The organism is Flavobacterium sp. U410, assembly GCF_053570605.1.
The window spans coordinates 1-17193 of the sequence record NZ_JBSEFI010000010.1 but is presented as its reverse complement, the minus strand read 5'-3'; the positions used below and the strand labels follow the sequence as shown (position 1 = coordinate 17193).

Sequence of the window (17193 nt, the reverse complement as noted above, 5' to 3'; positions counted from 1 at the left end):
GTAATAAATTATTTTACTAATTTAACTTCAACTCTACGGTTGTTAGCTCTACCTTTAGCAGTTTTGTTAGTGTCAATTGGTTTAGTTTCTCCGAAACCAACAGAAGTTAATCTTGAAGCATCAACACCGTTTTCAACTAAATAATTTTTAACTGCAGCAGCTCTATCTTCAGATAATTTTTGGTTTAATGCATCAGCACCTTGACTATCTGTATGTCCTTCGATAGAAAATTTAGAAGAAGGATATTCTTTTAAGATAGCTGTAATAGCTTGTAGAACTGGGTAAGTTTGTTTTTGGAAAGAAGATTTACCAGAGTTAAACAAGATTGTTTTAGCATACTCATTTAATTTTTTAATGTGCTCATCAGAGATTTCTGGACATCCGTGGTTAGCAACTGTACCAGCTACTGTAGGACATTGATCATCTTTATCAACTACACCATCACCATCTGTATCAGGCCAAGGACAACCACCGTTTTCTTTTGGACCTTTTACTTCAGGACAATTGTCATCTTTATCAGCTACACCGTCACCGTCTGTATCTGGACAACCTTTCATGATTTTAGTACCAGGAACATCTGGACAAGCATCTTCTGAATCAATGATTCCGTCACCGTCTGTATCAGGACAACCATTGAATTCTTTTAAACCAGCTACATCTGGACAAGAATCATCTTTATCAGCAATTCCGTCACCATCTGTATCTGGACATCCTTGGAATTCTTTTAAACCAGGAATTTCTGGACAAGCATCATCTCTATCATAGATACCATCATTATCTGTATCTTTACCTCCAAATTTGAAAGTAAGACCTGCAAAGTGTTGGAAATGAGTAGGAACATCTAAGTCCGGAGCTCTGTTGTCGTCAAATGAATGCTTGTAAGTACTTTGCAATTGTAAACCAACTTGCTCAGTAAACCAAAAAGTAATACCTACACCTCCATTAACTGTACCAGCAGAAGCATCACCTACGAATTGGTAACCACCACCTACTTGTAAAGATGGGTCTAACCATTTTGTACCGATTAATTCCATAAAGCTGTATTTAACAGCAGCATCGATACCATAATATGATAAATCACCAGGATTGTATACTAAATCTGTAGATTCAGTTCCCGGAACTCTGTCAATCCATTTATCAATTTTATTAACAGATCCTGTTAAACCAACTGAAAAACCATCTCCAACGTAACGAGATACGTTTAAGTAAGAAACTGATGGTAAGATATTCCAGTTGTCTTTAGCGTTAGCCAATTGTACAAACTGAGGCTTATCGTTTCCTTCAGCGCTAATTTTAGTATCAACAGCGTTAACACCAAATGATACTGCCCATGGGTTGTTACTGTCTTGTGCTTGGGTCGCTAAACCTGCAAACATAAAGGCAGCAGCAAATAATTTGTTTAAATGTTTCATACTTTACTATTTTAATTACAATGCGTTATAATTAGAACAAAAGTAATATTTTTTTTTAATTACAAAAAACTTTGTTAAAAAAAGTGAATATTAAAATTGTTTACTTTATGATACTTAATGACTTACCAACTTCCGTAAAAGCCGCAATAGCTTTATCTAAATGCTCTTTTTCGTGTGCTGCAGACAATTGCACTCTAATTCTAGCCTTATCTTTCGGAACAACCGGGTAAAAGAATCCGATTACATAAACTCCTTTTTTCAATAGTTCATCAGCCATAATTTGAGATAGTTTAGCATCATATAACATGACCGGAACAATAGCTGAATCTCCATCAATAATATCAAAACCGGCAGTTTTCATGCCTTGTTTGAAATAATTAGTATTCCATTCTAATTTATCACGAAGTGATGTGTCTTTTTCTAACAATTCAAAAACTTTTAAAGAAGCCCCGACAATAGAAGGTGCTAATGAGTTAGAAAATAAATACGGACGCGAACGCTGACGTAAGATTTCGATGATCTCTTTTTTAGCAGTAGTATATCCGCCCATGGCCCCTCCAAGTGCTTTACCTAAAGTCCCTGTAATGATATCCACTCTTCCCATTACTCCTTTAGCTTCTAAAGTACCTTTACCTGTTGCACCAATAAAACCGGCAGCGTGACATTCGTCAACCATCACCATAGCATCGTATTGCTCTGCTAAATCACAAATCTTATCTAATGGCGCTACTAATCCGTCCATAGAAAACACACCGTCAGTTACAATTAATTTGAAACGACGACCTTCTGCATTGGCTTTAATTAATTGTTGTTCCAAATCAGCCATGTTGTTGTTTTCGTAACGATAACGAGCCGCTTTACACAAACGCACTCCGTCAATAATAGAAGCATGATTTAAACTATCTGAAATAATACAATCTTCTTCACCTAACAAAGGTTCAAAAACCCCTCCGTTAGCATCAAAAGCCGCAGCGTATAAAATAGTATCTTCTGTTCCGTAGAAATCAGCAATTTTTTGTTCTAATTCTTTGTGAATATCTTGTGTTCCACAAATGAAACGAACAGAAGACATTCCGAATCCGTGAGAGTCCATAGCATCTTTAGCTGCCTGAATAACCGCCGGATGTGAAGAAAGTCCTAAATAATTATTGGCACAAAAATTCAAAACTGTTTCACCAGTTGAAATTGTAATTTCTGCTCCTTGAGGCGAAGTAATGATTCGCTCTTTTTTATAAAGACCATTTTCTTTAATGGTCTCAATTTCGTTTTGTAAGTGTTGTTTAATTTTACCGTACATTTTATTTAGTTTGGATATTTTTGATGGTTACAAAATTACGACTTCTACTTGATCTCCCGTGTAAACCAATGCTTTTTTTACCACTTCAAGATTCATTTTCTGTAAAGCCGAAGCATAGCCGAATACCTGTTTAATATGTTCTTCTTTTTTATCTCCGGTTTTATAATCTAGTAAATAGGCTTTATTTCCCATGACAACCACTCTATCGGGTTTTATATTTCCAAGCTGTTGATCAATAATCGTTCGTTCGTTATACACTTCGCCGTCTGAAACAAAAAACTCTTGCAGTTGCGTATGCGAAATGATATTTTGCAAAGTTTGACGAACTTGTTCTTGCTGAGACAAGGTAATTAATCCGTTTTCCAAAGCTTGTTCCAGAGCCAAATCTAAATCATCGGCTTTATGAATGAACGATAAAATTTCGTGCAACACATTTCCGAAATCAATAGCTTCTTGTTGATAACTTCCCCACATTAAAGCTTCGCGTTGTGCAATTTTAATATTTTGAAATAACAATTTATCCTTAACTACTTCTATTTGTTGTTGTTTATTTTCTGTAACATGACTTTCCGAAACTCTTTTAGCATTACCAAAAGAAATTTCCCGATCATCAGCATTGAAACCTTTTCTCAATTGTAAAAACTCCAAGAAATAAGACGACAAATTATTAGGCAAACCCGTTTTATTCACCAAATAATTAGACACAATATACAACTGTTCTCCTGCTCTCGTTAAAGCAACATACAGCACATTAATAGCGTCTAAAATTTCTTCCTGACTTCTATCTTGGTAAATTTCTTTGGCTTTTGCCCCATATTTTTCCACTTCACTTTTTTGGTTGACCAAAGCTTTCGGGAAATCAATTTGATCTTCCTCTTCAAAATCAATCCAAAGTTTATCTTTTATTCCTCGACTGAAATTTTCTTCGGCAAACGGATAAATCACCACCGGAAACTCCAATCCTTTTGACTTGTGAATCGTCATGATGCGCACCGCATCACTTTCTTCAGGTGAAGGAATGCTTTTCTGAAATCCGGTTTTATCCCAATATTCTAAAAAATCAGCAATACTCGATTGTGTTTTACTGTCGCGCTCCAAAACCAAATCTAAAAAATACTGAACATAAGACGTATTGGCTTTCTCTTTAATAAATGCCGTAACCAATAATTCAACCGCTTCGTACAACGATTTTTTGCGACAATGCGAAAAGGAAATTTGAATTCCCAACTCTTGCAAAGCCGCTTCAATTTTTTGTTCGCTTAACGATTTCAGTTTCACGATAAAATCATGAACCGGAAGTTCCGCTTGACGATATTTACCAATGTAATACAGCATAAAAACTTTCGACTCATCATCTTTTCCGTTGTTCAAATAGCGAAGCAAAGCAATCAACAACTTTACTTCAGTTGCGTTTTGAATCAACAACGTTTCTGACGAAAGAATGGGAATTCCGTTTTCTGTTAGATAATTGGCCAACAAAACGCCTTCCGATTTTCTTCGCGTAAGCAAAGCAATATCTTTATAACCAAAACCATTTTCCTTGACTTGTTCGATAATGGCTTTTGTTTTTTCCAAATACATTTTATCCTTCAATGAATAATCAGAATCCTCTTCAGGAGCATCAAAATCTGTTTTTTTAGGAACGTCAATAAATGAAAGCGAAACAAAACCGCCGGCTTTATTGTTTTTTTCTTGGAACGAAAGCTCTTTGTACAGTTTTATATAATCTTCGTTTTCAAATTTACCCGATAAAAAAGCAAAAAAGTCATTGTTAAAATCAATCACTTCGTCATAACTTCTGTAATTGACACCCAATCGTTCGACGTGTTTGGATTTATTTGAAAATGGATTTTCTTGATTGCTCAACGCGATAAATTGTTCTGCTTTTCCTCCGCGCCAACGATAAATAGCTTGTTTAGGATCGCCAACAATCATTAACGAACCTTGCGTTCCGTTTTCTTCCGACGAAAGTGCATTATCAATCAAAGGAATAAGATTGTTCCATTGTAAAACCGAAGTATCTTGAAATTCGTCAATAAAAAAATGTCGGTATTTGTCGCCTAGTTTCTCATAAATAAACGGAGCTGGCTGACCTTGAATTTCGTTAGAAATAATTTTATTAAAATCAGATATCGACAGTACATTTTGTTCTTCCTGAATTTTTTTGTACTCCAAATGAATGATATTCAACAACGACAACGGATTGATATTTTGTAAAAAAGCCGTGTAAAAAGCTATTTTAGAACAATTGTGATAACATTTTTGCAGCAAAGAAAGCAAATCTCCCGAAACAGCTTCAATCACTTCTCTGTCTTTTGCTGTTTTATTGATTGCAATATCATCGAAACTCGAATATTTATAAAAATCTTTACTATCTAATTTTCCTTCCTGAATTTTAGTAATATGATTAGGAAACGTTCCTCGGGAAAACGATTTTAGATCAATTCCGTTTTCTGTAAAAATCTGAAAACATCGTTGAGTCAAAGCCACATTCTGCTCCTGAAATTCATTGATCTTTTGTTTGAGAACCTTTTTAACGGCATTAAAATCTCCAAAATTTTTATTTTCAAAAGCCTGAATTTCGGTTGCATTATTTTCGTTGACCAACAATTTTGCTACTTCAAAAAGTTCGCGCGAAACGTCCCAGTTTTTATCTTCATCTGTTTTTGACTTCGTGAACTCTAGTAAAAACTGAGTAATTGCTTCATCTTCGCCTACTTTAGAAATCACAACATCAACGGCTTCCTGAAGCAAAGCATCTGTATCCAAAGCAATTTCGAAATTGGCGGGCAGATTCAGATCTTGCGCAAAAGAACGAATGACTTTATGAGTAAACTTATCAATGGTTGAAATTCCAAAAGCAGTATAGTTATGAATAATATGAGTAATTATCTCTTTTGATTTTTCCTTTATCGTTGTAATTGGCAAGGCGGTTTCTCGAGCCACATCTTTCAATAAAGAATCATATTTATCTGCCGTATTGTCTTTTGAAAACTCATACAAACTATTTACTACACGGCTTTTCATTTCTTCAACAGCCTTATTGGTAAAAGTTATTGCCAATACTTTTTTATACGTATCAGGAGTTTGAGAACGAAATAAAATTTTCAGATACTCTTTAGTTAGTGTATATGTCTTTCCCGAACCCGCCGAAGCATCATATATTGTAAAAGCTTGCTGTTTCAAAATGTTATATTTATCTTAATTATACCGCTATAAAAACTATCTATTTTACAAACCAAAGTTTATTTCGTAAATTTGGGAAAAATATTATTAATCTAAAAAATAAATATTATGGCATTCGAGTTACCAAAATTACCTTATGCATACGATGCATTAGAGCCACATATTGATGCTAGAACTATGGAAATCCACCATACAAAACATCACAATGCTTACACAACAAATCTTAATACTGCTATTGCCGGTACAGATTTAGAAGGCAAAACTATTGAAAACATTTTAATTAATTTGGATACAAACAATGCTGCTGTTAGAAATAACGGTGGTGGTTTCTACAATCACAACTTATTCTGGACTGTAATGAGTCCTAACGGTGGTGGGAAACCAACAGGTGAATTAGCAGAAGCTATTGATAAAGCTTTTGGTTCATTTGAAGAATTTAAAGCTCAGTTTGCTAAAGCTGCTGCAACACGCTTCGGTAGTGGATGGGCTTGGCTGTGTGTTCATAAAGGCGGGAAATTAGAAATTTGTTCTTCTGCTAACCAAGATAACCCATTAATGCCAGGAATCGGTTGTGACGGAGTTCCTGTTTTAGGATTAGACGTTTGGGAACACGCTTATTATTTACACTATCAAAACAAAAGACCTGATTATATTGAAGCTTTCTTTAATGTAATTAACTGGACTGAAGTAGCAAGACGTTACGCTACAGAAAAATAATCTATTGATTTTATTTTAATCCAAAAGCGGAGTTGATTTTAAAAAATCAACTCCGCTTTTTCTTTTCATACTTTTATAAAATAAAAAAGGTGAAATTTCTTTCACCCTTTTTGCCCCAAATCTACCATAAAACTTAACCTACTAATTTTCTGGTAGTGCTAAGATATGGCGACATTTAAATTATTTTGCAAAATAATTGTTGAACAACACAAAAAACCGATAAAGTGCATTTATTTGCTTTAAATTTAGAATTTCTTAATGTTAAAAATAAAAAAGGTGAAATTTCTTTCACCTTTTTGCCCCCAAATCTACCATAAAACTTAACCTACTAATTTTCTGGTAGCGCTAAGATATGAAGACTTTTTAATTATATTCTAAAAAAATTGTTGAATGCTTAAAATAATCGACAAAATGTTACAATCTAATAAGCTCTTGCATCTTTTCCTTCATAGAAATTCATAAACGCACGATTTACCACTCGATTTCCTCCTGGTGTTGGATATTCACCGGTAAAATACCAATCTCCTAAATTTTTAGGACATGATTTATGCAAATCTTCTACTTTTTGATAAATAATCTTCACTTGCGCACGGGTGTCTGCCGGAGTAAGCATTTCTGCAATTTTGTCTGAAATTTCTTCATCTGTAAAAGGTGCATAAATTTCATTTACATAATTTACCACCTCATCATCTTTGAAATTCTCTTGTGCCTTTGACTTTCGATACACTTCTTCTATAATGTGAGACAAGTTTCTTTCTTTCAACAATTCCATAGCAGCCCTAAAAGCAACTAAACCTTCTAATTTAGCCATATCAATACCATAACAATCCGGAAAACGGATTTGCGGCGCTGATGAAACGATTACAATACTTTTTGGTTGTAAACGATCCATCATCCTGATGATACTTTGTTTTAGTGTTGTACCTCTAACAATACTATCATCAATAATCACTAAATTATCTGTTGGTTTAACCACTCCGTAAGTCACATCATAAACATGAGCCACTAAATCATCTCTACTACTATCTTCTGTAATAAAGGTTCTTAATTTAGCATCTTTGATTGCAATTTTTTCCGTTCTGATTCTAACATTTAAGATCTCATGCAACTGTTCTGATGTTAATTTTTCTTTTTGGTCTAAGATAGCTTGTGCTTTTCTTTGGTTTAAGAAATCTTGTGCTGCTTCAGCCATACCAAAGAATGAAGTTTCAGCCGTATTAGGAATATAAGAGAAGACCGTGTTGTCTATATCGTTATTAATTGCTTTTAAGATTGCCGGAAAAACTCTTTTCCCTAAATCTTTACGCTCTTGATAAATTTCAGCATCACTTCCTCTTGAGAAATAAATTCGTTCAAAAGAACACGCTTTCTTAATTAATGGTTTTCTAATCTCACTAATTGTTACTTTACCACTTTTTTTAATAACAATTGCATTACCAGGATCTAATTCTTCTACTTTATCAAACGGAACGTTAAAAACGGTTTGAATCACTGGTCTTTCAGAAGCGACTACCACAATTTCATCATCTTGATAATAATACGCCGGACGAATTCCTGCCGGATCACGCATCACAAAAGAATCTCCATGACCCAATAACCCTGCCATTGCATAACCACCGTCCCAATTGCGAGATGCTCTTTCTAAAATTCTTTGGATATTTAAACGCTCAGCAATTATAGGCGAAGCTTCTTTTTTAGAATAGCCTTCTTTTTTACATTCTTTATATACATCGCTCACTTCGTCATCTAAAAAGTGACCGATTTTTTCCATTACCGTAACCGTATCGGCCATTTCTTTAGGATGCTGACCCAAATTCACTAAATCGTCAAATAACTCTTTTACATTAGTCATATTGAAATTACCTGCAACAATTAAGTTACGGTGCATCCAGTTATTTTGACGAAGAAACGGGTGAACACTTTCAATATTATTTTTACCAAAAGTTCCGTAACGAACGTGTCCTAAAAACAACTCTCCTATATAAGGAAGATTTTCTTTTTGAAGCTGAACATTTTCCTGATATTCAGGATGTTCTTCTAACTCAGCATTAATCCTTTCATTAATTTGCGCAAAAACATCTTTAATAGGCTGCGGATCATTAGAACGAACTCTACTAATGTAACGTTGTCCTGGCTGCATATCAAATTTAATACTCGCCAAACCTGCACCGTCTTGACCTCGGTTATGTTGCTTCTCTAACAGTAAGTACATTTTTTGTATACCATAAAAAGCTGAACCGTATTTTTCTTTATAATACTCTAATGGCTTCAATAATCGAAGCAAAGCAATACCGCATTCGTGTTTAATAGCGTCGCTCATAAAAAATTGTTGTTGTGTTGTTTAGGTTATTCTAGTTTGTTTTTTCATCAAAAGAAATGCCCCGAGAAAACGGGGCACACTTTTATTCGTCTAATTCTATTTCAAACTGAGTTAAAGCTTTAAATTGTTTCAATCGTTTATTCACTTCAGCTTTTTCTAATTTTTCCATACGTTGGGTTCCGAATTGTTCTACGCAGAAAGATGCGAGATTAGAACCATAAATAATTCCGTTTTTCAAATTGTCAAACGAAATGTTTTCACTTTGTGCGATGTATCCGGCAAAACCTCCGGCAAAAGTATCACCGGCACCTGTCGGATCAAAAACTTCTTCAAGTGGTAACGCCGGCGCAAAGAAAGCTTCTTTTCCTTGAAACAATAAAGCTCCGTGTTCTCCTTTTTTAATCACTACATATTTAGGCCCCATTTCACTGATCTTCTCAGCTGCTTTTACTAAAGAATATTCTCCTGAAAGCTGACGTGCTTCTTCATCATTAATTGTAATAACATCAACACGCTTAATAACTCCCATCAATTCATCCCAAGTATTATCCATCCAGAAGTTCATAGTATCTAACACCACTAATTTGGGTTTCTCTGTCAACTGATTTAAAACAGCCGTTTGTACCAAAGGATGTAGATTACCTAATAAAACTACGTCTGAATTTTTATATTGTTCAGGAACAATCGGATTAAAATCAGCTAAAACATTCAGTTCAGTTACTAAAGTATCTCTGGAATTTAAGTCGTTATGATATTTTCCGCTCCAAAAGAAAGTTTTCCCTCCTTTTACTACTTCAATTCCTTCAATATTTACCCCTTTATTTTGCAACAAGTCTAAATATTCGTTAGGAAAATCTTCACCAACAACTGACACAATTCCTGCATCTACTTTAAAAAAAGAAGAAGCCAACCCGATATATGTTGCTGCTCCACCTAAAATTTTATCTGTTTTCCCGAAAGGAGTTTCAATAGCATCAAAAGCTACTGTTCCTACAATCAATAATTTGTTCATTGAATTTCTATAAAAAATAAGGTGCAAAGATAATCTTTTCTCGTCAGAGTTGCAAAGAAATCAAATACACTTACAACAAGCTACTTTTTATAGTTTTTAAAAATGTAAATCCAAATAATACGAGACAATTTATAATTATAAAACGTTAACAGCAAAAGCCCCATTGCTATTACAGGAAACATTTTTAAGTCAAATGTTTCTTTAAAAAATGGTCTTATCAAAAAGTAAATAGCCAAACCTTCTGTTACTCCCAGTCCATAACTTACATACATTGCTCCATAAAAAAAGCCAGGTTCTTTTTCAAAAACAAAACCGCATTCTTTACAAGAATGATTCATCTTTGGAAATCGGAAACTCATCCAAGAATTATTTTTTTGAAATATACTTCCCTTTGAACAATTAGGACATTTATTTCCTAACACATTTTTAATATCTCCCATCTTCATTTTTTATGCAAATTTCAGACATTACTAATTAAAAAAAATGACATAAATTCGCTTTTTATACAACAAAAAGGACATTTATGAAAAAATATCCAACATACAATATTCAGCAATTCAGCAACGAGACACACACTTCTGATTTTTACATTAATGAATTAAATCAACATATTCAATCACACACATTCATTAATAAACCACATAGTCACGACTTTTATTTACTCGTTATTTTTAAAAAAGGAAAAGGATTTCATTTCATCGATTTTGAAACATATGAGATTGCAGATCAAACCTTATTTATTTTAACTCCCGGACAAGTTCACAATTGGAATTTCACCAGTCCTATTGAAGGATATATTGTATTTATTTCCAGAAATTTTTATAATCAATATTATAATGCAAAAAAAATAGAATCCTATCCGTTTTTCGACACTTTTCATCAAGTGCCACATTTGACTATTCAAGAAAACAATTTTAATGAAGTTTACAATTATTTCGAAAAGCTTTATTCAGAAAACCAATCTCACAAAATTCTAAAGAATGATAAAATTCTAAATTTGATAGACTTATTATTAATAGATTTGACCCGCTTTTTGGACACAGATACCAAATCAACTCCTTCTGTTTCTTCACAAAGAATTCAGCAATTCTTTCAATTAGTTGAACAACATTTTGCAACTCAAAAAAAGCCTTCTTTTTATGCAAATACTTTAAATATTTCTTTAAAGCAACTAAACAGAAACTGTAAAGAATTATTCAACAAGACCGCCACTAGCATAATTAAAGAAAGAATAATTTTAGAAAGCAAACGACTGTTATCGCAACAAAAGCATAGTGTTAAAGAAATCTCAAACGCTCTGGGTTTTGAGAACTATTCCTATTTTTCTAAAGTTTTTAAATCCGAAACAGGAGTCTCGCCAAAAGAATTTTCAGGTAAAAATTCCTAGAGCAGTTTCCCCTCTTCTCTTTCATAAAACACATCAATATTCAGCTTTTCTTGTTGAGAAGCCATAACTGCCAACTGATCACAACGCTCATTTTGCGGATGTGAATTGTGCCCTTTAATCCATCGGAAATCCACTTGATGCTTTCGATATACTTTTAAAAAGCGCATCCATAAATCAGGATTTTTTTTGTCTTTGAAGTTTTTCTTTTCCCACGAAAAAACCCAACCTTTTACTACTGCATCTACTACATATTTAGAATCTGATGTAACCAAAACCTTTGTATTGGCCTTTTTCAATTTCTCCAAACCAACAATAACCGCCAAAAGCTCCATTCTATTATTAGTTGACAATCGAAAGCCTTCAAAAAATTCCTTTTTATAAGCCGTTCCGGCTAATTCCATAATCACTCCATAACCCGCAGGTCCGGGGTTACCTTTAGCAGCGCCATCAGTATATATATAAACCTCGTAACTCAAGCAGTTGTTATTTAGAAATTAGTTTTTCGATAACTTCAGGGAAATATCGGTGTTCCAACTCGTGAACTTTTTGCGCAATCTCTTCCGGGGTTTTACAATTTTCAATAGCAACCGACTGCTGAAAAATATATTCTCCTTCATCATAATGTTCATTCACAAAATGAATTGTAATTCCCGTTTCTTTTTCTTGATTAGCCAAAACTGCTTCGTGTACAAAACGCCCATACATTCCTTTTCCACCATATTTAGGCAACAATGCCGGGTGAATATTAATAATCTTATTAGGGCAAAGCGCAATAATATCACTCGGAAACTTCCAAAGAAAGCCTGCCAGCACAATTAAATCAGGGTTAATTTCTTTAATTTGTTCCGTTACAAAGCCTTTTGACAAATCATCTTTATCAAAAACAATACTTTTTATACCGTTTTTTCTTGCAATTTCCAAAACTCCGGCACCAACTTTATTCGAAAAAACAGCCGAAACTTCGGCAAAATTTGATTTTTTAAAATGTAAAATAATTTTTTCAGCATTAGAGCCAGCTCCCGAAGCAAAAATTACAATTCGTCTCATAAACCCTTGATTTAACAGCACAAAAAAAAGAATAATAATTGGTAAAAAACAGAAAAAAGACCACTTTGTGAATTATTTTTTTTAAATTCGTAGTCACATTTAACGACAAAAATGTTGTTTTAAAATAAAGTTTTTTATTTTTGCCAACAAATTAAATTAAAATTAGAAAGATTATGTCAGACATTGCATCAAGAGTAAAAGCGATCATCGTGGACAAATTAGGTGTTGACGAAAACGAAGTTGTAGCTGAAGCAAGCTTCACTAACGATTTAGGAGCTGATTCATTAGACACTGTTGAGCTAATCATGGAATTCGAAAAAGAATTTGATATTCAAATTCCAGATGATCAAGCAGAAAACATTGCTACTGTTGGTCAAGCTATTTCTTACATCGAGGAAGCTAAGAAATAATATTAATACACACCCATGAGTTTATTTCTTGTGGGTGTTATTATTTTTTAGAGCTTATTCGGCTTTTATAATTTTTTTTCGCTGCTAATTCTCCGAGAAATTATTGTATTAAAAAACATTGATTGTATTACAATCATCAAATATAAAGCATTATGTAATACCCATTGTTTCTTTTAGATTCCATAAAAGCGCTATGGGTTTTTTTATATAACATAAAAATTAAGTTTATGCAATTAAAGCGTGTTGTAGTTACAGGTCTTGGAGCACTGACTCCTATTGGAAACAACCTTCAAGAATACTGGGATGGGTTAATAAACGGTAAAAGTGGTGCTGCACCTATTACCTATTATGACACCGAGAAACATAAAACAAAATTTGCCTGTGAAGTCAAAAACTTCAATGTAGAAGATTTTATTGACCGCAAAGAAGTTAGACGATTAGATAAATTTTCACAATATGCACTAGTTGCAAGTGATGAGGCCATTAAAGATGCCGGAATCACAGATGAAAACGTTCAAAAAAACCGCGTCGGTGTAATTTGGGGAGCAGGTATTGGCGGTCTTCAAACTTTTCAAGATGAAGTAATGAGCTACGCAGCAGGTGACGGAACGCCTCGTTTCAGTCCTTTCTTCATCCCAAAAATGATTGCTGATATTGCACCGGCTCATATTTCTATGAAAAACGGATTTATGGGACCAAACTATACTACGGTTTCTGCTTGCGCTTCTTCTGCTAATGCTTTGGTAGATGCTTTAAATTATATCCGTTTAGGCATGTGTGACGTAATTGTTTCAGGAGGTTCTGAGGCAGCAGTTACTATTGCCGGAATGGGAGGGTTTAACTCTATGCAAGCACTTTCAACAAGAAATGAATCTCCGGAAACAGCTTCAAGACCATTTGATGCTACTCGTGATGGTTTTGTTTTAGGTGAAGGTGCAGGAGCTTTGGTTTTAGAAGAATATGAGCATGCAAAAGCGCGTGGCGCTAAAATCTATTGCGAAGTAGGCGGTGGTGGTTTATCATCAGATGCGTATCACTTAACAGCTCCGCATCCGGAAGGAATTGGCGTTATTGCTGTAATGGAAAACTGTTTACGTGATGCAGGATTAAAACCAGAAGATGTAGACCACATCAACACACACGGAACATCTACACCTCTAGGTGACGTTGCGGAATTAAAAGCTATTTCTGCTGTTTTTGGAGATCATGCTAAAAACATCAACATCAACTCTACTAAGTCAATGACAGGTCACTTGTTAGGAGCTGCCGGAGCTATTGAAGCTATTGCTTCTATTTTAGCTATCAAAAACGGTATTGTTCCGCCAACAATTAACCATACTACTTATGATGAAAAAATTGACCCTTCTTTGAACTTGACTTTGAATAAAGCTCAAAAAAGAGAAGTAAAAGTAGCTATGAGTAACACTTTTGGCTTTGGAGGTCATAACGCATGTGTTTTATTCAAAAAATTTGAAGATTAATTTTCCATGCGAAAACTTTTCAGTAAAATATACAAAAATTCCCGTTCTCCAGAAGACGGGATTTTTTTTGATAAACTTCATCACATCTTAGGTTTTAAACCTCAAAACCTAACCTATTACAGAAAAGCATTTACTCATCGTTCTACAAACAAACAAGACGATAAAGGAAATCCTTTTAACTACGAACGTCTTGAATTTCTTGGTGACGCCATGCTGGGAAGTGTAATTGCAGCTCATCTTTACAATCAGGTTCCTACGGGAAACGAAGGATACTTAACCAAAATGCGTTCTAAAATTGTAAGTAGAGAGCATTTAAATGAATTGGGACGCGATTTTAAATTAATCGATTTTGTAGAAAGCAAAGTCAATCCTCAATTCTTTGGAGAAAACATTCACGGCAATATTTTCGAAGCTTTTATTGGTGCTATCTATTTAGACAAAGGATTTGCGTATTGCGAAAAATTCATTCAAAAAAAAGTCATTGAACCTTACGTTGACATCGCTCAATTAGAAGGCAAAATTATCAGCTACAAAAGTTTGATCATTGAATGGTGTCAAAAAGAAAAAAAATCATTCCTTTTTGAAGCTGTAGATGACACTACCGGAAACGAAGAGCAGCGTTATTTCAGCGTAAAACTAATGATTGATGAAAAAGTCATGGGAAAAGCCCGAGCTACTTCAAAGAAAAAAGCCGAAGAAAAAGCTTCTCAAAGAGCCTTTTTTGCTTTACAGGAAAAAATTCAAAAGAAATAATCGAACCTATATCGATTTCGTTTATAAAAAATCGTTAAGTCTTACCAAAAGTAGCATTTTTGTACCTAATTAATAGTATATTTACGGTTCAAATTTGAGCTAATGGCCATTCATAGAATTCAAATAAATGATTTTGACTCAACCGATTATGAGTTAATTGCCATTCATTCTAATTTGGAAGATTACCGATTGGCTTATTTTATCAATCAATTGTTAGACATTCAACTTCAAAAGAACAACAAAGCCATTGAAGTGAAAATGAAGGACGGCAAAAGTGCTTTTCAACATTTTATGTTTGACGATGAAATTCAGGATATTTGTTGGCATTTGGTTGAAAACCGAAGCGTTTTGAACACCAAACAACACGAAAGTAGCTTGTTTGATACTCTTGACACGACCGTACATTTGGTACCTGAATTTAAAAAAGCTGATTATGTTTTTAAAATTGACAATACCGATTCTTTTTTTGACTCGGATTTTGTTCTAAAACAACTAAGCCAAAATAAATTTATTACGCTGGCTTATACTATAAACCAAGACAAACTTAAATCAAAAAATAATCTAATTTTTTAATTAAAATGCCAACAACTAAAAAAACTAAAATTGTAGCAACACTAGGTCCTGCCTGTAGTGAAAAAACCATTTTAAGAGATATGATTGAGGCAGGTGTAAACGTTTTTAGAATTAACTTTTCACATGCTGACTATACCGATGTTAAAGAGCGAATTGACATGATTCGTGAGCTAAATGACGAAATGGGATATCACACTTCTATTTTAGCCGATTTACAAGGTCCTAAGCTTCGCGTAGGAGTAATGAAAGAAGATGTAGTAGTAAGCAAAGGCGATAAAATTACTTTTACTACTGCTGAAGATGTATTAGGAACTGCAGAACGCGTTTACATGAACTACAAAGAATTCCCAAGAGATGTTAACCCTGGAGAACGTATTTTACTTGACGATGGTAAACTGATTTTTGAAGTAACCAAAACGGATAAAAACACTGAAGTAGAAGCCGTTGTTATTCAAGGTGGTCCTTTAAAATCTAAAAAAGGAGTTAACTTACCAAATACTAAAGTTTCTTTACCTGCTTTAACAGAAAAAGACATTCGCGATGCTATTTTTGCTATCGAAAATAATGTGGATTGGATTGCTCTTTCTTTCGTTAGAACACCACAAGATTTAGAAGACCTACAAGATTTGATCGCGAAACATTCCAATCATAAAATTCCGATCGTAGCTAAAATTGAAAAACCGGAAGCCGTAGAAAACATCGATAAAATTGTTGCTTTTTGTGACGGATTAATGGTAGCTCGCGGTGACCTAGGTGTGGAAGTTCCTGCTCAGGAAGTTCCTTTGATTCAAAAGAAATTGATTAACCGTGCTAAAACAGCTCGTATTCCTGTAATTGTAGCGACTCAAATGATGGAAACTATGATTACAAGTTTAACGCCAACCAGAGCCGAAGTAAACGACGTAGCGAACTCGGTTATGGACGGTGCTGATGCAGTAATGCTTTCCGGAGAAACTTCAGTAGGTAATTATCCGGTACAGGTTATTGAAACCATGACTAAAATTATTGAAAGCGTTGAAGATTCTCCGCTAATCAAAGTTCCATTGAATCCGCCTCATATCCGTACAAAACGTTTTGTTACCAAATCGATTTGTTACCACGCGGCAATTATGGCTGATGATATCAATGCTAAAGCAATTACTACGTTAACAAACTCTGGTTATACCGCTTTCCAAATTTCAGCTTGGAGACCAAAATCCCATATTTTAGTATTTACTTCCAATAAACGTATTTTAACACAGTTAAATCTTTTATGGGGTGTAAGAGCATACTACTATGACAAATTTGTGAGTACAGACGATACTATTGATGATTTGAACCACATTTGTAAAGAAAAAGGATATGTGAAAGAAGGAGAAATGGTCATCAACCTTGCGGCTATGCCGATTATGAAAAAAGGAATGGTTAACACTTTGAGAGTTTCTGAAATTGAATAAACATAAATATTGTCAATCTGAAATAAATTCAGATTCCGAAACTAGTTCGGAATGACAAAATTCTTTAAAACCAGCTTAAAGCTGGTTTTTTTATTTTCTTTACTGTCGTGTCAGCACTAGATCTACTTTAGGTAAAAACATCGGAATATCTAATTGATCGGT

At 34.2% G+C, this 17193-nt stretch carries 15 protein-coding genes; 7 read left to right on the top strand and 8 right to left on the bottom strand.

Features of this window, described 5'->3' with window-relative positions:
• Nucleotides 1-8: 8 nt before the first annotated feature.
• From ACUSJC_RS08185 to ACUSJC_RS08175, 3 genes are all read right to left on the bottom strand, one after another.
• The gene (locus tag ACUSJC_RS08185) at nucleotides 9-1412 is read right to left on the bottom strand and encodes an OmpA family protein (RefSeq protein WP_449269080.1); all 1404 of its coding nucleotides are present in this window, start codon (nucleotides 1410-1412) and stop codon (nucleotides 9-11) included.
• Nucleotides 1413-1512: 100 nt separating this feature from the next.
• On the bottom strand, nucleotides 1513-2709 hold the full coding sequence (gene kbl, locus ACUSJC_RS08180) for a glycine C-acetyltransferase (protein WP_449269079.1): 1197 nt from the start codon (nucleotides 2707-2709) through the stop codon (nucleotides 1513-1515).
• Nucleotides 2710-2736: 27 nt separating this feature from the next.
• The gene (locus ACUSJC_RS08175; protein WP_449269078.1) at nucleotides 2737-5895 is read right to left on the bottom strand and encodes a UvrD-helicase domain-containing protein; all 3159 of its coding nucleotides are present in this window, start codon (nucleotides 5893-5895) and stop codon (nucleotides 2737-2739) included.
• 108 nt (nucleotides 5896-6003) lie between these two features.
• Between ACUSJC_RS08175 and ACUSJC_RS08170 the strand changes: the two genes are divergently transcribed.
• Nucleotides 6004-6612, top strand: coding sequence for a superoxide dismutase (locus ACUSJC_RS08170; RefSeq protein WP_449269077.1), 609 nt, complete (start codon nucleotides 6004-6006; stop codon nucleotides 6610-6612).
• Nucleotides 6613-7033: 421 nt separating this feature from the next.
• Here the strand turns inward: ACUSJC_RS08170 and ACUSJC_RS08165 are convergent, their stop codons facing one another.
• From ACUSJC_RS08165 to ACUSJC_RS08155, 3 genes are all read right to left on the bottom strand, one after another.
• Nucleotides 7034-8932 carry an amidophosphoribosyltransferase gene (locus ACUSJC_RS08165; RefSeq protein WP_449269076.1) on the bottom strand — a complete coding sequence of 633 codons (1899 nt, stop codon included), beginning with the start codon at nucleotides 8930-8932 and terminating at the stop codon, nucleotides 7034-7036.
• A gap of 82 nt (nucleotides 8933-9014) precedes the next feature.
• Nucleotides 9015-9944 carry a PfkB family carbohydrate kinase gene (locus ACUSJC_RS08160; RefSeq protein ID WP_449269075.1) on the bottom strand — a complete coding sequence of 310 codons (930 nt, stop codon included), beginning with the start codon at nucleotides 9942-9944 and terminating at the stop codon, nucleotides 9015-9017.
• Between the two features lie 80 nt (nucleotides 9945-10024).
• The gene (locus ACUSJC_RS08155; protein ID WP_449269074.1) at nucleotides 10025-10390 is read right to left on the bottom strand and encodes a DUF983 domain-containing protein; all 366 of its coding nucleotides are present in this window, start codon (nucleotides 10388-10390) and stop codon (nucleotides 10025-10027) included.
• Between the two features lie 77 nt (nucleotides 10391-10467).
• On the opposite strand from ACUSJC_RS08155, the gene ACUSJC_RS08150 reads away from it, so the two are divergent.
• Complete coding sequence (locus ACUSJC_RS08150) at nucleotides 10468-11331, top strand: AraC family transcriptional regulator (RefSeq protein WP_449269073.1); 864 nt, start codon at nucleotides 10468-10470, stop codon at nucleotides 11329-11331.
• Here the strand turns inward: ACUSJC_RS08150 and rnhA are convergent.
• Complete coding sequence (rnhA, locus tag ACUSJC_RS08145) at nucleotides 11328-11807, bottom strand: ribonuclease HI (protein WP_449269072.1); 480 nt, start codon at nucleotides 11805-11807, stop codon at nucleotides 11328-11330. The genes ACUSJC_RS08150 and rnhA overlap by 4 nt on opposite strands.
• A 7-nt stretch (nucleotides 11808-11814) precedes the next feature.
• Entirely contained in the window at nucleotides 11815-12378 is a 564-nt protein-coding gene (gene purN / locus ACUSJC_RS08140) for a phosphoribosylglycinamide formyltransferase (protein ID WP_449269071.1), read from the bottom strand.
• A gap of 173 nt (nucleotides 12379-12551) precedes the next feature.
• Between purN and ACUSJC_RS08135 the strand changes: the two genes are divergently transcribed.
• The 5 genes from ACUSJC_RS08135 to pyk all read left to right on the top strand — a co-directional run bounded on the left by ACUSJC_RS08135 (nucleotide 12552) and on the right by pyk (nucleotide 17031).
• Entirely contained in the window at nucleotides 12552-12788 is a 237-nt protein-coding gene (locus tag ACUSJC_RS08135; protein ID WP_002988156.1) for an acyl carrier protein, read from the top strand.
• Nucleotides 12789-13015: 227 nt separating this feature from the next.
• Nucleotides 13016-14269 carry a beta-ketoacyl-ACP synthase II gene (gene fabF / locus ACUSJC_RS08130; protein ID WP_449269070.1) on the top strand — a complete coding sequence of 418 codons (1254 nt, stop codon included), beginning with the start codon at nucleotides 13016-13018 and terminating at the stop codon, nucleotides 14267-14269.
• Nucleotides 14270-14275: 6 nt separating this feature from the next.
• Complete coding sequence (gene rnc, locus ACUSJC_RS08125; RefSeq protein WP_449269069.1) at nucleotides 14276-15022, top strand: ribonuclease III; 747 nt, start codon at nucleotides 14276-14278, stop codon at nucleotides 15020-15022.
• 102 nt (nucleotides 15023-15124) lie between these two features.
• Nucleotides 15125-15595, top strand: coding sequence for an IPExxxVDY family protein (locus ACUSJC_RS08120; RefSeq protein WP_449269068.1), 471 nt, complete (start codon nucleotides 15125-15127; stop codon nucleotides 15593-15595).
• A gap of 5 nt (nucleotides 15596-15600) precedes the next feature.
• Nucleotides 15601-17031 (top strand): pyruvate kinase, encoded by a 1431-nt coding sequence (gene pyk, locus ACUSJC_RS08115; RefSeq protein WP_449269067.1) that lies wholly within the window; start codon nucleotides 15601-15603, stop codon nucleotides 17029-17031.
• The last annotated feature ends 162 nt before the right edge of the window (nucleotides 17032-17193 follow it).